The 21,342-nt window shown below is 57.3% G+C and carries 22 protein-coding genes, 2 tRNA genes and 2 other RNA genes; 14 read left to right on the top strand and 12 right to left on the bottom strand.

The window, feature by feature from the left end:
• The first annotated feature begins 107 nt into the window (after nucleotides 1-107).
• The 4 genes from dinI to L2I46_RS18795 all read left to right on the top strand — a co-directional run bounded on the left by dinI (nucleotide 108) and on the right by L2I46_RS18795 (nucleotide 2,347).
• Entirely contained in the window at nucleotides 108-359 is a 252-nt protein-coding gene (gene dinI, locus L2I46_RS18810; protein WP_023289125.1) for a DNA damage-inducible protein I, read from the top strand.
• 303 nt (nucleotides 360-662) lie between these two features.
• The gene (bssS, locus tag L2I46_RS18805; protein ID WP_023289124.1) at nucleotides 663-917 is read left to right on the top strand and encodes a biofilm formation regulator BssS; all 255 of its coding nucleotides are present in this window, start codon (nucleotides 663-665) and stop codon (nucleotides 915-917) included.
• A gap of 126 nt (nucleotides 918-1,043) precedes the next feature.
• Nucleotides 1,044-2,162, top strand: coding sequence for an N-methyl-L-tryptophan oxidase (gene solA, locus L2I46_RS18800; RefSeq protein ID WP_023289123.1), 1,119 nt, complete (start codon nucleotides 1,044-1,046; stop codon nucleotides 2,160-2,162).
• Nucleotides 2,163-2,233: 71 nt separating this feature from the next.
• A complete protein-coding gene (locus tag L2I46_RS18795; protein ID WP_004204539.1) occupies nucleotides 2,234-2,347 on the top strand; it encodes a DUF2770 family protein in 114 nt (37 codons plus the stop codon).
• On the opposite strand, the gene trhO is transcribed toward L2I46_RS18795, so the two are convergent.
• Entirely contained in the window at nucleotides 2,333-3,397 is a 1,065-nt protein-coding gene (trhO, locus tag L2I46_RS18790) for an oxygen-dependent tRNA uridine(34) hydroxylase TrhO (RefSeq protein WP_023289122.1), read from the bottom strand. The two genes, L2I46_RS18795 and trhO, sit on opposite strands and share 15 nt — an antisense overlap.
• A gap of 204 nt (nucleotides 3,398-3,601) precedes the next feature.
• Between trhO and L2I46_RS18785 the strand changes: the two genes are divergently transcribed.
• From L2I46_RS18785 to L2I46_RS18775, 3 genes are all read left to right on the top strand, one after another.
• Nucleotides 3,602-4,522 carry a Kdo(2)-lipid IV(A) acyltransferase gene (locus L2I46_RS18785; RefSeq protein ID WP_023289121.1) on the top strand — a complete coding sequence of 307 codons (921 nt, stop codon included), beginning with the start codon at nucleotides 3,602-3,604 and terminating at the stop codon, nucleotides 4,520-4,522.
• A 171-nt stretch (nucleotides 4,523-4,693) separates the two neighbouring features.
• On the top strand, nucleotides 4,694-5,932 hold the full coding sequence (gene mdtG / locus L2I46_RS18780) for a multidrug efflux MFS transporter MdtG (protein ID WP_032452427.1): 1,239 nt from the start codon (nucleotides 4,694-4,696) through the stop codon (nucleotides 5,930-5,932).
• 91 nt (nucleotides 5,933-6,023) lie between these two features.
• Entirely contained in the window at nucleotides 6,024-6,410 is a 387-nt protein-coding gene (locus L2I46_RS18775; protein WP_002898981.1) for a MysB family protein, read from the top strand.
• Here L2I46_RS18775 and L2I46_RS18770 read toward each other — a convergent pair whose 3' ends face one another.
• The 3 genes from L2I46_RS18770 to mdoG form a co-directional block, all read right to left on the bottom strand.
• Nucleotides 6,411-6,638, bottom strand: a complete 228-nt coding sequence (locus tag L2I46_RS18770) for a YceK/YidQ family lipoprotein (protein WP_004204534.1) — start codon at nucleotides 6,636-6,638, stop codon at nucleotides 6,411-6,413. It abuts the gene before it with no gap.
• Nucleotides 6,639-6,704: 66 nt separating this feature from the next.
• Nucleotides 6,705-9,233, bottom strand: a complete 2,529-nt coding sequence (mdoH, locus tag L2I46_RS18765) for a glucans biosynthesis glucosyltransferase MdoH (RefSeq protein ID WP_032452426.1) — start codon at nucleotides 9,231-9,233, stop codon at nucleotides 6,705-6,707.
• Nucleotides 9,226-10,779, bottom strand: a complete 1,554-nt coding sequence (mdoG, locus tag L2I46_RS18760; RefSeq protein WP_004140751.1) for a glucans biosynthesis protein MdoG — start codon at nucleotides 10,777-10,779, stop codon at nucleotides 9,226-9,228. Before mdoG ends, mdoH begins: the two co-directional genes overlap by 8 nt.
• 251 nt (nucleotides 10,780-11,030) lie before the next feature.
• Here mdoG and mdoC point away from each other — a divergent pair, with 251 nt between their 5' ends.
• Nucleotides 11,031-12,191 (top strand): glucans biosynthesis protein MdoC, encoded by a 1,161-nt coding sequence (mdoC, locus tag L2I46_RS18755; RefSeq protein WP_023289117.1) that lies wholly within the window; start codon nucleotides 11,031-11,033, stop codon nucleotides 12,189-12,191.
• 34 nt (nucleotides 12,192-12,225) lie between these two features.
• Here mdoC and L2I46_RS18750 read toward each other — a convergent pair whose 3' ends face one another.
• The 6 genes from L2I46_RS18750 to ghrA form a co-directional block, all read right to left on the bottom strand.
• Nucleotides 12,226-12,819, bottom strand: coding sequence for a TetR/AcrR family transcriptional regulator (locus L2I46_RS18750; RefSeq protein WP_105491113.1), 594 nt, complete (start codon nucleotides 12,817-12,819; stop codon nucleotides 12,226-12,228).
• A 65-nt stretch (nucleotides 12,820-12,884) separates the two neighbouring features.
• Nucleotides 12,885-13,412, bottom strand: coding sequence for an O-acetyl-ADP-ribose deacetylase (ymdB, locus tag L2I46_RS18745; protein ID WP_023289115.1), 528 nt, complete (start codon nucleotides 13,410-13,412; stop codon nucleotides 12,885-12,887).
• A 152-nt stretch (nucleotides 13,413-13,564) separates the two neighbouring features.
• Entirely contained in the window at nucleotides 13,565-14,047 is a 483-nt protein-coding gene (locus L2I46_RS18740; protein ID WP_044522057.1) for a DUF1097 domain-containing protein, read from the bottom strand.
• A 103-nt stretch (nucleotides 14,048-14,150) separates the two neighbouring features.
• Nucleotides 14,151-14,705 carry a TorD/DmsD family molecular chaperone gene (locus L2I46_RS18735; protein ID WP_236948138.1) on the bottom strand — a complete coding sequence of 185 codons (555 nt, stop codon included), beginning with the start codon at nucleotides 14,703-14,705 and terminating at the stop codon, nucleotides 14,151-14,153.
• Nucleotides 14,706-14,727: 22 nt separating this feature from the next.
• Nucleotides 14,728-15,465 carry a phosphatase gene (locus L2I46_RS18730; RefSeq protein WP_004204525.1) on the bottom strand — a complete coding sequence of 246 codons (738 nt, stop codon included), beginning with the start codon at nucleotides 15,463-15,465 and terminating at the stop codon, nucleotides 14,728-14,730.
• Nucleotides 15,466-15,553: 88 nt separating this feature from the next.
• Nucleotides 15,554-16,492 carry a glyoxylate/hydroxypyruvate reductase GhrA gene (gene ghrA / locus L2I46_RS18725; RefSeq protein ID WP_072420439.1) on the bottom strand — a complete coding sequence of 313 codons (939 nt, stop codon included), beginning with the start codon at nucleotides 16,490-16,492 and terminating at the stop codon, nucleotides 15,554-15,556.
• A gap of 268 nt (nucleotides 16,493-16,760) precedes the next feature.
• Between ghrA and L2I46_RS18720 the strand changes: the two genes are divergently transcribed.
• Nucleotides 16,761-16,848, top strand: a tRNA-Ser gene (locus tag L2I46_RS18720).
• A 225-nt stretch (nucleotides 16,849-17,073) separates the two neighbouring features.
• Nucleotides 17,074-17,211, top strand: a non-coding RNA gene (locus L2I46_RS18715) — RtT sRNA.
• Nucleotides 17,212-17,487: 276 nt separating this feature from the next.
• Here L2I46_RS18715 and L2I46_RS18710 read toward each other — a convergent pair.
• Entirely contained in the window at nucleotides 17,488-18,393 is a 906-nt protein-coding gene (locus L2I46_RS18710; RefSeq protein ID WP_023289111.1) for a LysR family transcriptional regulator, read from the bottom strand.
• A 114-nt stretch (nucleotides 18,394-18,507) separates the two neighbouring features.
• Here L2I46_RS18710 and L2I46_RS18705 point away from each other — a divergent pair, with 114 nt between their 5' ends.
• The 4 genes from L2I46_RS18705 (at nucleotide 18,508) to L2I46_RS18690 (ending at nucleotide 20,479) form a co-directional block, all read left to right on the top strand.
• Nucleotides 18,508-19,368: a pirin family protein gene (locus L2I46_RS18705; protein WP_085550676.1), complete on the top strand. Its 861-nt coding sequence runs from the start codon at nucleotides 18,508-18,510 to the stop codon at nucleotides 19,366-19,368.
• Between the two features lie 18 nt (nucleotides 19,369-19,386).
• Nucleotides 19,387-20,064, top strand: coding sequence for an isochorismatase family protein (locus L2I46_RS18700; RefSeq protein WP_085550675.1), 678 nt, complete (start codon nucleotides 19,387-19,389; stop codon nucleotides 20,062-20,064).
• 145 nt (nucleotides 20,065-20,209) lie between these two features.
• A tRNA-Ser gene (locus L2I46_RS18695) sits at nucleotides 20,210-20,297 on the top strand.
• A 44-nt stretch (nucleotides 20,298-20,341) separates the two neighbouring features.
• A non-coding RNA gene (locus L2I46_RS18690) (RtT sRNA) lies at nucleotides 20,342-20,479 on the top strand.
• Between the two features lie 153 nt (nucleotides 20,480-20,632).
• Here the strand turns inward: L2I46_RS18690 and L2I46_RS18685 are convergent.
• Nucleotides 20,633-21,277, bottom strand: a complete 645-nt coding sequence (locus tag L2I46_RS18685) for a DsbA family protein (RefSeq protein WP_032452418.1) — start codon at nucleotides 21,275-21,277, stop codon at nucleotides 20,633-20,635.
• Nucleotides 21,278-21,342: the final 65 nt, after the last annotated feature.

Raw genomic sequence — 21,342 nt, 5'->3', positions numbered from 1 at the left:
TTGTGGATTGCTGGTCCTTCAATGGTCGGGGACTTTCACCCCTTGATCTCTACCGGTCTCCCGGCGCACACTGTATAAATAACCAGTATCAAACACAGGGGGCAATTATGCGCATTGAAGTCTCTATCGCCAAAACGACCGCCTTACCCAACGGCGCGCTGGAAGCGCTGAATAACGAACTCTCTCGCCGTATCGCCGAACAGTTCCCGGCCATCGACAGCCAGGTGAGCGTCCGCTACGCCACGGGCAATCAGCTCTCGGTGTTCGGCGGCCTGAAAGAAGACAAAGACCGGATAAGCGAAATCCTGCAAGAAACCTGGGAAAGCGCGGACGACTGGTTTGTCCACGATCTCTCCTGAAGCATGGCGGGATCCAGTTACTCTGGTTTGCTCCCTCATTGTGCTTTTCTTTGCCGGGTCGCCCCGGCTTTTTTATCCTCTTCTCATGTTCAGAATATTCCTGATTATTCTGCTTAATATCGACTAAAATGGCCGTTTTGCACGCTTATCTTGAGCAAAAAAGCGGCAAAACAAGAAAATCATGCTGCCTTTCATTTAATTTCTCGAGTTTATTCTTGATCCCTGATATAATTAACTTGCTTCAAAAAACATGCATTAAACCTCGAGAATTGTTGTCTTTTAACATATGAATAAGGGGTTATGATGGAAAAAAATAATGAAGTCATTCAGACCCATCCCCTCGTCGGATGGGACATCAGCACCGTTGATAGCTACGATGCGCTGATGTTGCGCCTGCACTACCAGAACCCCGCTCAAGAAAACAGTCATGATGCTGAGATAGGCCAGACGCTATGGCTAACGACGGACGTCGCACGTCAGTTTATTTCAATCCTGGAAGCAGGCATTGCGAAAATTGAATCTGGCGAATACCAGGAAAACGAGTACCGCAGACATTAACGCGGCACGCGGAATGACTTAACAATAAGCTTAACAGGCACCTGCGGGTGCCTGAATTATTTTCGGGCTTGTATAAGCACAGGGAGTTAATTACCCTGCTAACAAGGCAATTACCCGGAACTCACCATGCAATACGATCTTATCATTATCGGCAGCGGCTCCGTCGGCGCCGCCGCTGGCTATTATGCGCGTCGTGCCGGACTCAATGTTCTGATGACCGATGCCCATCAGCCTCCTCACCAGGAAGGCAGCCATCACGGCAGCAGCCGTCTTATCCGTCACGCCTATGGCGAAGGTGAAAAATATGTTCCGCTGGTGCTGCGCGCCCAGCAGCTGTGGGATGAACTGGCCGAGATCAGTGGCGAAGCCGTGTTTGAACGCACCGGCGTCATAAACCTCGGCCCCGCCAGCTCCCCTTTCCTCGCCAACGTTGCTGCCAGCGCCCGTGCGTTCCAGCTTGAGGTGGAAGAGCTGGATGCCCAGGCGGTGATGCAGCGCTGGCCGGAGATACGCCTCCCCGATGACTATCGGGCGATTTTTGAACCCGCTTCCGGCGTACTGCGCAGCGAACTGGCTGTGGAAACCTGGATCCGTCTGGCGCGGGAAGCAGGCTGCGCGCAGCTATTCAACTGCCCGGTCTCGGCTATTCATCACCATGCAGATGGGGTCACCATCGATACCCTCGACGGTGAATATCATGGTAAAAAGCTGCTGGTCAGCGCCGGGACCTGGGTCACCCGCCTGCTTCCGGACCTCCCCATCCAGCCGGTACGCAAGGTGTTCGCCTGGTACCAGGCCGATGGCCGTTACAGCAGCAAGAATCACTTCCCGGCCTTCACCGGCGAGTTGCCCAACGGCGATCAATACTACGGTTTCCCGGCGGAAGATAACGAGCTGAAGATTGGCAAGCATAACGGCGGTCAGCCGATCTCCATGCCGCAGGAGCGAGTGGCGTTTGGCGCTGTCGCCAGCGATGGCTCCGAATCGTTTCCGTTTTTGCGTAACGTCCTGCCCGGGATCGGCGGCTGCCTGCACGGCGCCTCCTGTACCTACGATAATACCGTCGATGAAGACTTTATTATCGATACGTTACCCGGCAGACCAGACACGCTGCTCATCACCGGTCTGAGCGGGCACGGCTTTAAGTTTGCCCCGGTGCTGGGGGAAATTGCCAGTCAGTTTGCTCAGGGCGAAGCTTCGAGCTTCAACCTGGCGCCCTTCTCGCTGGCGCGCTTTAACGCGTAATGGAATGCGGCACTTTTGCCGTCGGGCAAAAAAACGGCCTCTGTCGAGGCCGTTAGTCATTGAGAGCGGTTATGCGTCGCCTGTTTAATTTGCTGGTCAATAACGTCCGCGAGCACTTTATGATCTACCTGGCGCTCTGGCTGCTGCTGGCGATCATCGATCTTGTCTGGTTATGGTTTTTCTGACGGCTCAGGATCGAGGATCCCGAGTTTGGTATTCAGCCGGCCACGGGATTTATTAAAGATTTTATTGCCGTTTTCACGCCCGGCGCGCAGCTGACGCTGCTCCTCTTCCGGCAGCTTATGCTCTTCCATGCAGGCTTCGCTACAGCAGCCGGCAAACTTCTCGGCACAGCTCGGGCACTGGATAAACAACAGATGGCAGCCATCATTCAGGCAGTTGGTATGGGTGTCGCACGGCGCGCCGCACTGATGACAGTGCGCGATAACGTCATTGGAGATCCGCTCGCCCATCCGTTCATCAAAGACAAAGTTTTTGCCAATGAAACGCACCGGCAGCCCCTGCTCACGGGCGCGGCGGGCGTACTCAATGATGCCACCCTCGATGTGCCAGACCTTATTGAAGCCGTTATGCTTCATCCAGGCGCTGGCTTTTTCACAGCGAATACCACCGGTGCAATACATGACAATTTTCTTGTCTTTATGGTCCTGCATCATTTCAACGGCTTTCGGCAACTGGTCGCGGAAGGTATCCGCTGGGATCTCCAGCGCGTTTTCGAAATGGCCCACCTCATATTCATAGTGGTTGCGCATATCGATAAACACGGCATCCGGATCGTCAAGCATCGCGTTGACCTCCGCCGCCTTGAGATAGTCTCCGACGTTGGAGGCGTCGAAAGAGGGATCGTCGATGCCGTCGGCAACGATGCGGTCGCGCACTTTCAGACGTAGCACCCAGAACGATTTACCGTCGTCCTCGAGAGCGATATTGAAACGCAGCCCCGCCAGCGCCGGATCGAAGCCATTGAGAAACTCACGCAGGGCTTCAACGTTGCTTTCCGGCACGCTGATTTGTGCGTTGATCCCTTCCCGGGCCAGATAGATGCGGCCAAAGACTTTCAACTGGGTTAAGGCAACCCACAGCGCATCGCGGGTCGCTTGCGGATCGACAATGGTGAAATATTTATAGAACGAGATCGTCGTGCGCGGCTCGGTTTCAGCCAGCATTTGCGCCTTTAACGTCTCATTTGAAATGCGGTTGTGTAACACTGGCATGGTGTACCTGCTCGACATAGAAATGAGGAAATAAACGGCGGGCATGATATAGCAAAGCTTATTAATTTACATCCCTACATTTTACGCTACATTTTTCTCACCGGTCGCCCCCCACTTAACAAAACGATGTGGCTGTCGCCGCCTTTGGCTGGCCGGTAAAAAAATGCGATAATATAAGATGTTGCTCACTGATACGGGTATGAAATGACTCATTTGCCTAAATTTTCTCCGGCGCTGCTGCATCCGCGCTATTGGCTGCTGTGGCTGGGTATCGGCCTGCTGTGGCTGGTTGTCCAACTGCCCTACCCGCTGATCTACCGCCTCGGGAACGCCATCGGCCGGCTGGCCATGCGATTTATGAAGCGCAGGGCGAAGATCGCCTATCGCAACCTTGAGCTCTGCTTCCCCGAGAAAAGCGAGCAGGAACGTCACCGGATGGTGGTGATGAACTTTGAATCGGTGGGTATGGGGCTGATGGAGACCGGTATGGCCTGGTTCTGGCCGGTTCGCCGCATCGCCCGCTGGACCGACACCATCGGCTTTGAGCATATTCGCGCTGTGCAGGCGCAGCAGCGCGGCATTCTGCTGATCGGCATTCATTTCCTGACACTGGAAATGGGCGCGCGGATGTTCGGTATGAACGAGCCGGGGATTGGCGTCTATCGTCCCAACGATAACCCGGTCATCGACTGGCTGCAGACCTGGGGCCGACTGCGCTCCAACAAGGACATGATCGACCGCAAGGATCTGAAAGGCATGATCCGCGCGCTGAAAAAAGGCGACGTGGTGTGGTACGCGCCAGATCATGATTACGGCCCGACCGCCAGCGTCTTCGCCCCACTGTTTGCCGTAGACCAGGCGGCGACCACCTCCGGCACCTGGATGCTGGCGAAAATGTCCAAAGCCTGCATCGTGCCCTTTGTTCCACGCCGTAAACCGGACGGTAAAGGTTATGAACTGATTATCCTGCCGCCAGAGTGCTCCCCGCCGCTGGACGACGCGGAAACCACCGCTGCGTGGATGAATAAGATCGTAGAGCAGTGCATTATGATGGCCCCGGAACAATATATGTGGCTCCATCGCCGCTTTAAAACCCGCCCCGAGGGGATGCCCTCCCGCTACTGAACCTTTTTCCCGGCCGCGCGCCTCCCGGCCGGGAATCCCCAGCGCTCAGGCTTTACGCTCTGCTTTAGCTTTAAAAGCTCTCCTCCATTGCGGCATTTATTTCCCAGGCGCATAATTAGCAGGCTCATATTTTCTCTTAATTTGACCTGCCGCGCAGGCCAGTGGAACCCTATGTCGTCTGCTGATACCCCCATTAACTGGAAACGAAACCTGACCGTCACCTGGCTTGGCTGCTTTTTAACCGGCGCCGCCTTCAGCCTGGTCATGCCCTTTCTGCCGCTCTACGTCGAACAACTCGGCGTCACCGGGCATAGCGCCCTCAACATGTGGTCCGGGCTGGTCTTTAGCATCACTTTTCTCTTCTCCGCCATCGCCTCGCCGTTCTGGGGCGGACTTGCTGACCGCAAGGGACGTAAAATCATGCTGCTGCGTTCAGCCCTCGGGATGGCCATCGTCATGATGTTGATGGGGCTGGCGCAGAATATCTGGCAGTTTCTGCTACTGCGCGCGCTGCTCGGCCTGCTGGGGGGCTTTATTCCCAATGCCAACGCCCTGATTGCCACCCAGATCCCGCGCCATAAAAGCGGCTGGGCGCTGGGCACGCTGTCAACCGGCGCGGTAAGCGGCGCCCTGCTCGGCCCGCTGGCGGGTGGCTTCCTGGCCGACCACTGGGGCCTGCGTACTGTCTTCTTTATGACCGCGGCGGTGCTGTTTATCTGCTTCCTGTTTACCCTGTTTTTAATCCGTGAAAATTTTGTCCCGATCGCCAAAAAAGAGATGCTCAGCGCGAAGGCGGTGTTCTCCTCGCTGCAGAATCCGAAACTGGTGCTCAGCCTGTTTGTCACCTCGCTGATCATCCAGGTCGCTACCGGCTCCATTGCGCCGATCCTGACGCTTTACGTGCGCGATCTGGCGGGTAACGTCAGCAATATCGCCTTTATCAGCGGGATGATCGCCTCGGTGCCGGGCATTGCCGCCCTGATGAGCGCCCCTCGTCTGGGCAAACTGGGGGATCGTATCGGACCGGAAAAAATCCTCATCGTGGCGCTGATTATCTCGGTGCTGTTGCTGATCCCGATGTCGTTCGTCCAGACCCCGCTGCAGTTAGGTATCCTGCGATTCCTGCTCGGCGCCGCGGACGGCGCGCTGCTGCCGGCGGTGCAAACCCTGCTGGTGTATAACTCCACCAGCCAGATCTCCGGGCGGATCTTCAGTTATAACCAGTCATTTCGTGATATTGGCAACGTCACCGGCCCCCTGATCGGCGCCTCGGTTTCCGCCAACTACGGCTTTCGCGCCGTCTTCCTTGTCACCGCAGGAGTGGTGTTGTTTAACGCGATCTATTCGACCCTCAGCCTGCGCCGGCCAGCCGCGGACGCCTCGCAGCCCGACCGCCATTCAGTAAATTAACGTCCAGAGGGGCTCAGCCCCTTGACGCCTTGCCTGGCGCCTTCTATAGATTGAATCGTGTTCAATTCATATTCTTCTCAGGAGATTCGCTATGCCAAAGGATTCGATGTTCTATGCCACGCTCGAAGAAGCTATTGATGCAGCACGTGAAGAATTTCTCGCCAACAACCCTGACAGCGATGAAGAGAGCGCTAACGTTGAGCAGCTCAATATTCAAAAGTATGTGCTGCAGGATGGCGATATCGCCTGGCAGGCCGAATTTTTTGCTGACGAAGAGGAACAAGGCGAATGCTTACCGATGCTCAGCGGCGAAGCCGCGCAGAGCGTCTTCGATGGGGATTATGATGAGATAGAGCTGCGTCAGGAGTGGCTGGAGGAAAATACGCTCCATGAGTGGGATGAAGGTGAATTCCAGCTCGAGCCCTCGCTGGACACCGAAGAGGGACAGACGGCGGCCGACGAGTGGGACGAGCGTTAATCAGTTATAGGGCCCGTGGCTGGCGTCCAGCGGCAGCAGCAGCGTATCGAAAACCAGCGAGAACGGCAGGTCCAGAATGGTGAGATAGCGCCATCCTGAATCGCGAACGTCCCACTGCACGCCCGGGTAATATTGATTGCCATGCCCCTGCCCGGGCACCGTCCGGCTAATAATGCTGCCGCAGCCGCTAAGCAGCAGCGCCATGGCAATGATAGGTAGTATTCGCATCCACAACCTCGTGTTTCAGATAAAAAAATACCGGCATCGCTGCCGGTATTTTCCTTAACGTACGGCTTATTTCGTTTTCAGCGCCAGCGGGTTAAGCGCCAGCTGCTGATAGGCGTTCACCCACGAGGAGTATTTCTCCGGCGCGGCCCATACGCGATAGTGCAGACGCGACATGGTTACCGGGTCGCTCAACAGCACCAGTCGACGATCGCGGTTCAGCTTATCCGGCGTTTCATTCAGCGCCTGCTCGACATGGCGCTCGCGGGCGATCTCCAGGATATGACCCTGACGGTGGCGCGCGGTGGCCATCGCGGTCGCGAGGGCGTTAAACGACGGGTTAAACACCGCGTGCATAAAGCCATCGTCCAGCGAACGCTGACGGTTCAGCGTCAGGTACGCATCGGTATCCTTGAGCACCTGCGGCGGCGAATACTCTTCCGGGATCAGGAACAGCTTCCAGCGCTTGGTGCGCAGGCCCACGGTCGCCCGGCTGGAGATCGCCGACACGAACGGCGACAGGATCAGCGATACGACAATCGGCGCCAGCCAGAACAGGAAGCGCAGATCCAGCCATGCCATTCCGACCGCCCATACCAGCCCCAGCAGCAGCTGCGAGCCGTGACGCATAAAGGCTTCTCCCCATGGCGTGGAGTCATCATCACGCTGCGGCGAATTCCACACCACTTCCCAGCCGAGGAAGGCGCTGACCACGAAGACGGTGTGGAACAGCATGCGCACCGGCGCCAGCAGGACCGAGAACAGGACCTCCAGCAGCAGGGAAAGCGTCACGCGGATAAATCCACCGTACTCCTTCGGCCCCTTACACCACACCAGGATGATACTCAGCAGCTTCGGCAGGAACAGCAGCACCATGGTCGAGGCGAACAGCGCAATAGCCAGCTCCGGACGCCACTGCGGCCACACCGGGAACAGCTGACGCGGCTGCAGGAAGTACTGCGGCTCGGTCAGGGCATGCACCACCTGCAGCGCTGTCGACAGGGCAAGGAACATAAACCACAGCGGCGCCGACAGGTAGGACATCACGCCGGTAAGGAACACCGCCCGGTGAACCGGGTGCATCCCTCTCACGAGGAACAGGCGGAAGTTCATCAGGTTGCCCTGGCACCAGCGGCGGTCGCGTTTCAGCTCGTCCAGCAGGTTCGGCGGCAGCTCTTCATAGGAGCCCGGCAGATCGTAGGCAATCCACACGCCCCAGCCGGCGCGGCGCATCAGCGCGGCTTCAACGAAGTCGTGCGACAGAATCGACCCGGCAAAGTTGCCCTCGCCCGGCAGCGGCGCCAGCGCGCAGTGCTCAATGAACGGCTTCACGCGGATAATGGCGTTGTGTCCCCAGTAGTGGGACTCCCCCAGCTGCCAGAAGTGCAGACCCGCCGTAAACAACGGACCATACACCCGGGTGGCAAACTGCTGGCAACGCGCATACAGCGTGTCCATGCCCGAGGCGCGCGGGGATGACTGGATGATCCCGGCGTTCGGGTTCGCTTCCATCAGGCGCACCAGGCTGCTCAGACACTCTCCGGTCATCACCGAGTCAGCATCCAGCACCACCATGTAGCTATACTGGCTGCCCCAGCGGCGGCAGAAATCATCGATGTTGCCGCTCTTACGCTTCACGCGACGACGACGACGACGGTAGAAGATCTGCCCTTCGCCCTGTACTTCGGCAATCAGCTCCATCCACGCCTTTTGCTCAGCGACACAGATATCGGGGTTATAGCTGTCGCTGAGGATATAGACGTCGAAATGGGCGGCGTTGCCGGTGGCTTTCACCGACTCCCAGGTCGCCCGCAGCCCGGCGAACACGCGGTCAACGTCTTCGTTACAGATCGGCATAATAAGCGCCGTACGGTGCGCCGGGTTCAACGGTTCGTCACCGACCGTCGAGGCGGAAATACTGTACTTATCGCGGCCGATCAACAGCTGCAGGAAGCCCATTAACGCGGTCCAGAAGCCGGCGGAAACCCAGCAGAACAGCACCGCGAAGAGGATCAGAATGCCGCTCTGCAACACGTACGGCAGCAGCTGCATGAACGAGACCCACAGGTTCTGCCCCACCATGTCGGCCGGGTTGATCAGCGCCCAGCCCTGATAAGGCAGAATGGTTTTCATGTACCAGGTCGCCACCACGGTCTGCGACAGCGTCAGCAGCAACAGGATGTAGCGACGAATGGTGCCGACGGTACGCCATTTTTGCTCGCTCTCGCGCTCTTCTTGCGTCAGGCGGGAGAGATAGCGCGGCGTGACATCGCGTCCGCGCAGACGGTCCCAGAAGCGGCCAACCGGGTTGGTACGCCACGGGTCCGGGATCATCGAGGAGCGCTTGGCTTTCGGCATCGCATGCAGCTGGGTGCGGCCTTCATCATCCTTCACCAGCTGATCGCCAGACAGCGAATCCGGCCAGCTGTGCGCCAGCCGCGCCTTGACCGACCCCAGCGGGGAGTCGTCTTCGCGGGCGAAGGTCTGATGTTCGTCATCCAGGGCCTGATGAACGGCCTGCAGGCTGGTGTCCGGCAGCGCCGATTTCTCGGCGTCCGACAGCGGCAATGCGTCAATGTACTTCGTTATCTTATTCATTGGCAGGCAGCTGATAGCTCCAGGTTTCGCTCAACGTGTCATCGCCGTTAACCAGTGCGGCGCGCATTTCCGTCGTTTTCTTCGGATCTTTCACCTTCAAACGCAGGATCATTCGCCAGCCTTTGGTCACCGGATTGTAACGCACGGTATTTTCAACGATTTCAGCGTTATCGCCGGTGCTCGCCTGGGCGGCGACCGGGGTATCCGCCGGCAGTTTTTTCATATCGGCGCCGGTGAAGTCGACAATGAAAGCAATGGTGCCGTCCGGCTGGCGGATCAGGTTCGACTGCTTCACATCGCCGGTAGAGCGGCGGGTCTGCATAACGTACGCGTTATCCGGCGCATGCAGCTTGTCTTCATCGCGGCTGAAGGTGATGGTGTACTTGAAGTTCATCTCCTTGCCCGGCTCCGGCAGCTGATCCGGCGTCCAGTAAGTCACGATGTTATCGTTGGTTTCATCGTTGGTCGGGATTTCGACCAGTTCGATTTTCCCTTTGCCCCACTCCCCTTTCGGGGTGATCCAGGCGCTCGGGCGCAGGTCATAACGATCGTCAAGGTCCTCGAAGCGCGAGAACTGACGGCCGCGCTGCAGCAGGCCGAACCCTTGCGGGTTTTCCATCGCATAGCTGCTAACGGCCAGGTGTTTCGGATTGTTCAGCGGACGCCAGATCCACTCGCCGTTGCCCGCCAGGATCGACAGACCATTGGAGTCGTGCAGCGCCGGACGATAGTTCAGCGCCGGAGAAGGCTGGTTGGAACCAAACAGGAACATACTGGTGAGCGGCGCCACGCCCAGTTTGCCCACTTTGTCACGCAGATAAACTTTGGACTGGACATCCACCACGGTATCGCGTCCCGGCATGATCACAAAGCGATAAGCGCCGGTTGCCCGCGGCGAATCCAGCAGCGCATAGATAGTCAGACGCTTGTCGGTAGCTTTTGGACGCTCGATCCAGAACTCACGAAAACGCGGGAACTCTTCGCCGGATGGCAGCGCGGTATCGATAGCCAGACCGCGCGCGGACAGACCGTATACCTGACCCTGACCCAGCACGCGGAAGTAGCTGGCACCGAGCATGCTGACGATTTCATCGTTCTTATCTTTGCTGTTGATCGGATACAGTACTTTGAAGCCGGCGAAACCAAGGTCTTTCACCGTGTCTTTATCGTGCTGAACGTTACCAAAGTTAAAATAGTCCGGGCTATATTTAATTTTGCGCACGCTGGTGGCCGTCACTTCATTGATGGTGACCGGCGTGTCGAAGTACATACCCTGATGGTAAAATTCAAGCTTGAATGGGGTTTTCTGGTTATTCCAGTAAGCTTTATCGTGATTAAACTGAATTTGCTGGTAGTCCGCGTATTTCATGTCGCGGAAAGCGGAGGGCAGGTTACTCTTTGGCGCTTCATAGCCTTTCCCGGCTAACGTTTTGGCCTCTTTTGCAACGTCATCAATGCTAAATGCCCATGCAGATGAAGTACACAGGGACAACATTACGGCTGCGCTTAACCAACGCATTTTCATCATCTGTGGTTTATGTTTCATATAAGTAAGCACTTCCCCCTTTGTGTGCTTAAATCGATCCGATCTATTTTAATGGAAACTCAGGCAATCCGACAACATAATCCCTGCTTTGTTCAGCGTAGCGGCGCAGGGAATAAACAGTTCGCAGTCCCGTTTGCACTTTGCGTGCTTATCCTGGAGACAGGTACCCCGAGTTCATGTAGGGTTGCTGATAATGTAAGCGTTATCATCTTGAGTGATAAGACGAATTATCTGAGATTGTCGTGAATCGTATGAATAATACTCCGGTACAGCGTGAATATTTTTTCGACAGCATCCGCGCCTGGCTGATGCTGCTGGGGATCCCTTTTCACATTTCGCTGATTTATTCCAGCCATAGCTGGCATGTCAACAGCGCAGAGCCCTCGTGGTGGCTGACGTTGTTTAATGATTTCATTCATGCCTTCCGCATGCAGGTCTTCTTCGTGATCTCCGGCTATTTCTCCTACATGCTGTTCCTGCGCTACCCGCTGAAAAAGTGGTGGAAAGTGCGCGTCGAACGGGTCGGTATTCCGATGCTCACCGCCATCCCGCTGCTGACGCTGCCGCAGTTTATTATGCTGCAGTACGTCAACGGCAAGGCGGAAAACTGGCACACCCTTTCGGGGTACGACAAATTCAACACCCTGGCGTGGGAGCTCATTTCCCACCTCTGGTTTTTGCTGGTCCTGGTGGTGCTGACCTCGCTGGGGGTGGTGCTGTTTAAATGGCTGACGCGCCGCCCGGCTCCGGGCGCTCACGCATTCGGTGACACTGTCACCATGGGCCAGCTGACGATGATTTTCCTCGCGCTGGGGGTGCTTTACGCGCTGATCCGTCGGTCATTGTTCGTGATCTACCCGCCCCTGCTGAGCAATGGTCTGTTTAACTTTGTGGTCATGCAGACGCTGTTCTATCTACCCTTCTTTGTGCTGGGGGCGCAGACCTTTATTAACCCGCGCTTAAAGGCGATGTTCACCACCCCGTCGCCATGGTGTTGCGTGGCGTCACTGCTGGGATTCATCGCTTACCGCCTGAACCAGCAGTATGGATCTGGCGACGGTTGGATGTATGAAACGGAATCGGTGATCACCATGGTGCTGGGGCTGTGGATGGTAAATGTGATCTTCTCGCTCGGCCATCGCCTGCTGAATTTCCAGTCGGCGCGGGTGACCTACTTCGTCAATGCTTCGCTGTTTATTTATCTGGTGCACCATCCGCTGACGCTGCTGTACGGGGCGTGGATCACCCCGGCCATTAAGTCGAATACCTTAGGCTTTATTGGCGGGTTGGTTTTTGTGGTGGGTATTGCCCTGATCCTGTATGAAATTCATCTGCGTATTCCGCTGCTGCGTTTCCTGTTCTCCGGTAAACCCATGAGCAAACCGGCAAAAACCCCGGCCTCGGCCAGCTAACCTTTAGCCTTTGCGGCACGCCAGGCGTGCCGCGCTACGCTTGCTCATCAAACAGCCGATCGAAGATCATATTATACAGGGCTTCTAAATCCGCTTTATCGACCGGAGTGGAGGCGCTCAGCTCACAGCGGTAGGCTGCCCCCTCCGTCAGAACGGCGATGAGCTCTGAAGCAGCATTGCGTCGCGCATCGCCGAGACCGGGATGATAGCGCTGCGACAAACGGCCGCCCTCCTCTTTCAACCTCCGATCGGCCTGCACCAGGATCTCGCGCAAGCGTGGGTTACGCGAGGCTTCGGCGTTAATTTCCATCAACAGATAATTGTCGCTTTTGGTGGCTGACGAAGTCGGGATCCTGCCGGCCAGCACCGCCGCTTTGCGCGCCAGATTGTGGTTCTCATCGATCATCTCCCCGACCCTGGCGTTGACGATTTCGCTGACAATCGCTTCGATGATCGCTTCCTTGCTGGCAAAAATGCGATACAGCTGACCGACGCTCAGGCCCGCCTCGCGGGCGATATCAGCGACAGAGGCGCCATGCAATCCCTTTGCCGCAAAACATCTTTGCGCAGCGGCAACGATCTCCGCGCGGCGCGCCTGCTGCTTCTGCTGTACTTTTCCTTCCGACACCTGCTCCCTCCTGCAATCCATCATTCCTGTCAATACCGGCGGTTATCATAGCCTATTCTGCGGAATCAGGGGTATGCCGCCAGCAGGCGACGATAGATAGCCGCCGTTTCCTCGTCGAAACAGACGAACAGGACCCGTTCAAGCGGGTTATAGCGGGTGAGAAACGCGGTCACGGTGCGCACGGCGATCGCCGCCGCTTCCTCTTTCGGATAGCCATACACGCCGGTGCTGATCGCCGGAAACGCAATGGAGCGATAATTGTTTGCCGCCGCCAGCTGCAGGCTGTTTTTGTAGGCATCGGCCAGGGTTTGCGCCTCCATGCGGTCGCCGCCGTGCCAGACCGGGCCCACGGTGTGGATCACCGCGCTGGCGGGAAGATCGCCCGCCATCGTGATCACCGCATGACCAGGGGGACATTCGCCCTGCTGCTGCAACACTTGCTTGCAGGCCGCCAGCAGCGCGGGACCGGCCGCCCGGTGGATCGCGCCATCCACCCCGCCGCCGCCCAGCAGCGAGGGGTTTGCCGCATTCACAATCACATCGACATCAAGCGTCGTAATATCGCCGAGAATTACTTCAGGTTGAACAGCCATTTCTCCTCCTGTCGGCATAGCGCGTAGATACGGCTTTCTGCCGATACTAGGGCATACCCGCCCCCGGGAGCAAGATTATCCCGCCGCGCCGGCGACAAGAAGGTAAAAAAAACAGGACCCTGAGGGTCCTGTTGCTATTATCGTCCCGCCGCTCAGGCGTTGTCATTGGCGAACGATTTATGCTTATCCGCACGGGCCGCCAGCCACAGGCCACTATTTTTCATGGCATAGCCAAAGACCAGGCCCAGCGCCAGAGAAGGGATAACCAGACGCCAGTCGCCGTCTGCCGCGAAGGTCGCGCAGGCGCCGATAAAGGTGCCGGGGACAAACGACAGCAGCGTCTGTCGCGCCTGGATGCACATCAGAAAGGCCACGACGCCGGTCATCATATAGCTGAGGATCTGCAGCTGCGGGGCCAGCGCGCTACCGTGGATAATCACCAACGCCCAGACCACGCCGCTCATTACCGTACAGGAGGAGATGGCCAGACCTTTCAGACCGCCCTGCGGGCAGGCGAAATAGGCGGTACAGCCGAGGAAACCGGCCCAGCTCAGCAGGCCGAGGGCGACCGCCACCCATCCCCAAATCCCGGAGAGAATGCCCGTCGTTAATGCGATTGCGAAGAGTATGTTCATGGCGCGTATCCTAGCAGATACGCGCCGGAAGAATGCGATCTAAAACACACTATATGAATGAACCTAATTTCAGTTACATTCAAATAGTGACTTAAATCACATTTTATTGCTCATCTTCTTCCTGAAGCTCGTCCCACATCGCGGCGATGGCGTCGCGGGTCAACGGCGCCATCGTGCGCCAGAACGCTGTGTGCGCATGCGCTTCGACTTTCCCCAGCATTGTCCCGCACCACGGCAGGATATAGTCGGCAAACAGGCGCTCCAGCGTCTCGCTCTGCTCTTCTGTGGCATGATCCTCCAGCCAGGAGGCGGCCAGCAGCAGCGCTCCGAGATGATCCGCCGGACCTTCTCCCGTCGGGATGCCATGCTCGCTCAGAAAAGCCCGGACCTCCGCTTCCGAGGAACCCTCCACCCACGCGCTGCGGTACGGCGGGACGCTGCAGGCTTCACCGACGAACAGCGCATTATAGTCCGTCGCCAGGGACTGCATTTCACAGCTTTTCTGCAGACGCGCCAGCAGCTCGTCCTGTTCCAGCGGCCAGCTGGCGGCCAGTTTGCCCTCGCGGATCAGGGTAAACAGCGGCACCAGCAGCGGGTCCTGCGGTTGACGGTAATACAGCGAACCTAGCACGCGGCAGAGGATTGAAAACTCGTTCATTCAGTTATTCCAGTTATACAAATTAAAGGTCAGCAAATTCCGGGATCGCCGGCATACCACGCGACTCGAGGAAGTCGAGCAGGCGACGCGGAGAAACGTTGAGGATCCTCTCCTCCGGGAAATCGACAGCATCGAGGATCTTGCGGCATTCGGTAAACTCTCCGAGGGTAAACGCAGTGTGAGAATCCGAGCCCAGCGCCACCCACCCTCCGGCGTCGCGCACCGCGGCGGCGATGGCCCGGCAGTTATCTTCACTGCCCACGCGCGATGAAACGAAAGAGGAGTTATTGATCTCCAGCGCCACCTGGTAACGGGCAGCCGCTTCGGCAATGGCCGGGATATCCACCGGGAATTTCGGATTACCCGGATGGCTAATCATATGCACTTTACCGCTGGCCATCGCGGCAATCATCGCCTGCGTATGGGTGGCGCTATCCTGCGGCGGAAACACCGGCTCGTGGAATCCGGCGATGATCAGATCGAGCGACGTCAACATCGGCCCGGAACAGTCGATCTCGCCTTCGATATTTTTTATATTCGACTCAATTCCGCGCAGGATCCCCACACCGTCCACCAGACGGGGCCAGATGCGCATATTAACGAAATGCCAGTAGTGCGGAGCATCCGCCATGTCCGGGCCGTGATCGGTAATGGCGAAGAGTTTGATCCCTTTACGCTTTGCTTCCGCAATATAATCGTGCAGGGTGCTGTAGGCGTGGGTGCTGGCGACGGTATGCATGTGCAGGTCAACGGGATACATCACATTCTCCTCTTCTGTTTGCCGCAAGAATAGCAGGAATCCGGGCGCTTGATTAGCAAAAACCCCGCCGTGGCGGGGTTTGCTTACCTTAATAACCGCGCTGACGATCGACCTGACCGCTAACCGGTTCCCCTCGCTCCAGGCGGCTAATGGTCCCGGCGATGTAGGCAATGGCCTCCATCGGGCGGGTGACTGCCGCCACGTGGGGAGTCATGGCCACCCGCGGGTGCGCCCAAAGCGGGCTCTCCTGGGGCAACGGTTCGCGACTGAAGACATCGAGCATTGCCCCTTTGAGCTTACCGCTGTTCAGCGCCGCCAGCAGATCTTCTTCAACGACATGCACGCCGCGGGCAAGGTTTAGGACATAGCTCTCATCCGGCAGCTGCGCCAGCAGCGTCTGGTTAATAATGCCGACGGTTTCAGCGGTGTTCGGCAGCAGGTTGATCAGCACGCGGGTCCCCTGCAGGAATGTGCCCAGCTCGGCCTGGCCGGCAAAGCTCTGCACCTGCGGCCAGGCTTTGCGGCTACGGCTCCAGACGCGAAGCGGGAATCCCCAGGGTTGCAGGCTTTCCGCCACCTTCGCCCCCAGCACGCCGGCGCCCATAATCCCGACGGTGAAATCGTCGGCAAGATACTCAGGCAACGGCTGCCAGCGGGACGCCAGCTTCTGCGCCTGATAGTCATCGAACCGGCGGAACCAGTGCAGAACCTGGCTCACCGCATACTCCTGCATCTGCCGTCCCATGCCGGTATCTTCAAGACGAAACAGCGGGATCGACAGGGGCAGCATATCCGGATGATCGCGCAGCTTACTGAGGATCGAATCCACCCCCGCCCCCAGGGCGAACACGGCCTTCAGCGCCCTGCCCTGCAGCATCTCTACCGGTGGATGCCAGACCAGGGCATAGTCCGCCGGCTGGTTATCGCCCGCTTTCCATTCGCGCACTCGCACGCCGGGTAACTGCTTTTCCAGCTCTCGGATCCAGTATTGGGTATCAAAGGTCGGATGGTAAAAAATAATCTCCATAGGGGCTCCTGATAGCAAACGCCCGGGGCAGGTTAATGCTGGCGTCTTATTTTACTCATTGTTTTCTATTGGTTTGCCAGCATAGCAAATTTCCCCTTGTCGCAAAGTGAAAAGGGGGTGGCGACAAAAAAAACGGATTTCGCACGTTTAAGGAGCAAGTTGTTCGAAGTTTGTCTAAACGCGCTGATTTTGCAAAAAGTTGATTGACGGGCGATACGTATTTCCCTACATTAGCGCCCGTTCCCGACAACAACGGGAAAGACAATATGGTGAGGTGTCCGAGTGGCTGAAGGAGCACGCCTGGAAAGTGTGTATACGGCAACGTATCGGGGGTTCGAATCCCCCCCTCACCGCCATATTTTAAGAAGAGCTCGTACGCAAGTACGGGCTTTTTTTTCGCATGTGGCACCCGCTGGGGGGGATGAGAATCCCCGACCGGGGTTCGACAGCTGGCGCAGCCAGTTGGACAGACCGTGAGCCCGCGAGCGGGCTGCCCCGCAGGGGCGAGCGAAGCGAGTCAATCCCCCCCTCACCGCCATATTCGAGATGAGAGCCTGTACGCAAGTACGGGCTCTTTTCTTTTATATTCTCCGCTGGGGGGGATGAGAACCCCCGACCGGGGTTCGACAACTGGCAACGCCAGTTGGACAGACCGCTAGCCTGCGAGCGGGCTGCCCCGCAGGGGCGAGCGAAGCGAGTCAATCCCCCCCTCACCGCCATATTTTAAGAAGAGCTCGTACGCAAGTACGGGCTTTTTTTTCGCATGTGGCACCCGCCGGGGGGGGGATGAGAACCCCCGACCGGGGTTCGACAACTGGCAACGCCACCTGGACAGACCGCGAGCCTGCGAGCGGGCTGCCCCGCAGGGGCGAGCGAAGCGAGTCAATCCCCCCCTCACCGCCATATTCGAGATGAGAGCCTGTACGCAAGTACGGGCTCTTTTCTTTTATATTCTCCGCTGGGGGGACGCCCCCCGGGAAAAGCGAATCCCGAAGCTAATCCTCCTCCATTCGCTGATACTCTTCGCTGAGGTAATCCACCAGCGCTCTAACGGAGGGCAGCAGCCCGCGCCGGGAGGCAAATACCGCATGGATCACTTCCCGCCGCGGCTGCCACTCATCCAGTACCACCTCTAACTCCCCTGACGCCAGCTGATCGCGCACCATCAATAAAGGAAGCTGCACCACCCCCACGCCGGCTATCGCCGCCTCGCGCAGCGCCAGCATATCGGTGGTCACCATTCGCGGCGTGAAATACACCTCCGCCCTTGCCCCTTCAGGCCCGGTAAGCTGCCATTTATGCTGATGCTTGTTCGCCCCCAGGCTGAGCCCCGGCCAGTCGCTCAGCTCAGACGGCGCCTGCGGGCGTCCGAGCCGGGAAATCAGCTGCGAACTGGCCACCAGCCGGTGCCCGCGGTCCGCCAGCACGCGCATCACCAGGTCGCTGTCCTCGATTGGCCGGGGACGGACGCGGATCGCCACATCAATGCCCTCACCGACCACATCCACCCGGCGATTGGTCGCCTCAAGATGCAATGTTACCCCGGGATAGCGCGCCATAAATCGCGCCAGCATCGGTCCGATATGGACATGCAGCAAGGTGACCGGACAGGTGATCCTGACGCTGCCGCGCGGCTCGGCGCGCAGCGTGTCGACCGCCTGCTGCGCCGCCTCGGCCTCAATCAGCATCGCTTTGCAATGCTGGTAAAAGGTCTGCCCGACCTCGGTGACCGCGAACTGGCGAGTGGTTCGCTGAATCAAACGCACGCCCAACCGCTCCTCGAGTTGCGCAATACGGCGGCTGAGCTTGGATTTCGGCTGGTCAAGCGCTCGCCCCGCCGCGGCGAAACCGCCATGGTCCACGACCTGGACAAACCAGGCGAAGTCATTGAGATCCTGCATCCTTCCTCCATTGTTCCATTTTTGGAACAGTATAGGTCATTTTTGCTTACTACCGCACACGTCGTCCCGGATATAAGCTTATTCACATCAGATACCGATACACAGGAGAAAGCCATGAAACAGATTACAGGAGTCTACACCGCGCCTGCGCAGCATTGGGTAGGCGACGGCTTCCCGGTTCGTTCGATGTTTTCCTATCAGACGCACGGCCAGCAGTTGAGCCCCTTCTTACTGCTCGACTATGCCGGGCCGTACACCTTCCCGGCAGGCAGCGATAAACGCGGCGTCGGTGAGCATCCGCATCGCGGATTCGAAACCGTCACTATCGTCTACGCCGGTGAAGTAGAGCATCGTGACTCCACCGGACGCGGCGGGGTGATCGGCCCAGGCGACGTGCAATGGATGACGGCCGGCGCCGGGATCCTGCACGAAGAGTTCCACTCGGAGGCCTTCACCCGCAGCGGCGGCGAGCTGAAGATGCTCCAGCTGTGGGTCAACCTGCCCGCCAAAGACAAAATGACGGCCCCCGGCTACCAGAGCATTACCGCCGGGACAATCCCCACCGCCGCGCTGGCGAATGGCGCCGGACAGGTTCGGGTTATTGCCGGCCAGTATGACGACGTCAGCGGCCCGGCCCATACCTTCTCACCGCTTAACGTGTGGGATCTGCAGCTGAATCAGGGGCACGACCTCACGCTTCGCCAGCCGGAAGGCTGGAGTACTGCGCTGGTGGTACTGGAAGGGGAAGTGATCATCAACGGTTCCGAATCCGCCCGCGAAGGCCAGCTCGCCGTCCTGAGCCAGGCAGGAGACGCATTGCACCTGGAGGCGACAACCCAGGCAAAAGTTCTGCTGATGGCCGGCGAACCGCTGCAGGAGCCGATTGTGGGCTATGGCCCCTTTGTCATGAATAACAAAACACAGATCGCAGAAGCCGTTCGCGATTTTAACAGCGGCCGCTTTGGCCAAATCTAACTCATTGAGGTGAATGCTATGTCAACTCCCGCTAACTTTAACGGTGCTCGTCCGGTGATTGATGTCAACGATACCGCCATGCTGTTGATTGACCACCAGAGCGGCCTGTTCCAGACCGTCGGCGATATGCCGATGCCAGAGCTGCGCGCTCGCGCCGCCGCGCTGGCGAAGATGGCCTCGCTTGCCGGGATCCCGGTGATCACCACCGCTTCCGTGCCGCAGGGGCCGAACGGTCCGCTGATCCCGGAGATTCATGAGAACGCGCCGCATGCGACGTACATCGCCCGTAAAGGCGAGATCAACGCCTGGGATAACCCGGAATTCGTCGCCGCGGTGAAAGCGACCGGTCGCAAAACGCTGATTATCGCCGGGACCATCACCAGCGTCTGCATGGCCTTCCCGGCGATTGCCGCCGTCGCCGACGGTTATAAAGTGTTTGCCGTGATTGACGCTTCCGGCACCTACAGCAAAATGGCGCAGGAGATCACCCTGGCTCGCGTGGTACAGGCCGGCGTAGTGCCGATGGATACCGCCGCCGTCGCCTCTGAGCTGCAGCGTACCTGGAATCGCCCGGACGCCGCAGAATGGGCGGAGGTGTACACCAAAGTCTTCCCGGCCTACCAGCTGCTGATCGAAAGCTATAGCAAAGCGCAGGACGTCGTGAAGAATAACGAACAGCTTGATTCCCAGCGCTAAAACGCCTGCCCCGCTACGTCGCAGCGGGGCGTTGTTCATTGCGTGAGCGGTCGGTAAAGAAAGAAGAAATTATGCTTGACCGTTTAAACGCAACTCCCTATAGTAGCGCCCCGTTGCCCACCCAAGGTGAGCAGCAAGACAATATGGTGAGGTGTCCGAGTGGCTGAAGGAGCACGCCTGGAAAGTGTGTATACGGCAACGTATCGGGGGTTCGAATCCCCCCCTCACCGCCATATTCGAGATGAGAGCCTGTACGTAAGTACGGGCTCTTTTCTTTTATATTCTCCGCTGGGGGGGGATGAGAACCCCCGACCGGGGTTCGACAACTGGCAACGCCAGTTGGACAGACCGCGAGCCTGCGAGCGGGCTGCCCCGCAGGGGCGAGCGAAGCGAGTCAATCCCCCCCTCACCGCCATATTTTAAGAAGAGCTCGTACGCAAGTACGGGCTCTTTTCTTTTATATTCTCCGCTGGGGGCGGATGAGAACCCCCGACCGGGGTTCGACAACTGGCGCAACCACCTGGACAGAACGAAAAAGACAATCCGAATGAAACTATCTCACTTCACGTCACTGGGATTTGTTAAGCAAAAATAAAACCAGATTCGCCATATCCTCTGCATAGGTATCATAGTCATCTTGCGCGAGTGATGCATTGTTAATATGATATTTCCCTGAAACATAAAAAGAAGGCGTACCACTTACTTTCATTTTTTCGACCAGATTGTCCTGTCTGGCAATTAAAGCTTTTACCATAAAATTACTTTGCATTTCGGCATATTTCTCGGACGTAATGCCAAGTTGATTAAAGACCTTAACAATATCAGCTGTCGTTTTAATATCACGCTTAACCTGTAAGCCTTCAAACAATAACTTTTCCACCTTGCCATCTACCCCAGCATATTGTGCTACGGCCCATGCTTCTGTTAATGCTGGTCCTAAAGGTCCCATCTGGCTGACATGGTATTTTTCCAGTTTCATATCGTCGGGCAGGCGCTTTCTGATAGCTGTATCAACATTGATGCGCTCTGCAAACGCATAACAAGGTCCGCAGTAGAAGGAAAAAAACTCAACCAGTTGCGGCGGTTGCTTAACAGTAGAATTAATGACAGTGAAGTTTTTCCCTGCCTGATAATCTTTACTATAAGCAGCAGATGACAACCCCACCATCAAAATAGTAATTAATAACTTGATAACTTTCCCATGTACGACCATAGTGCTTCCCTTACAAGTATCCATACAATTAAATGAGTAAAACGGCGTAAGACGAAAGAAATTAT

The sequence above is a fragment of the Klebsiella sp. 2019SCSN059 genome, assembly GCF_021739525.1.
GTDB lineage: Bacteria > Pseudomonadota > Gammaproteobacteria > Enterobacterales > Enterobacteriaceae > Klebsiella > Klebsiella quasipneumoniae.
The sequence above is the reverse complement of the archived record's forward strand: the minus strand, read 5'-3'. Positions and strand labels throughout refer to the sequence as shown.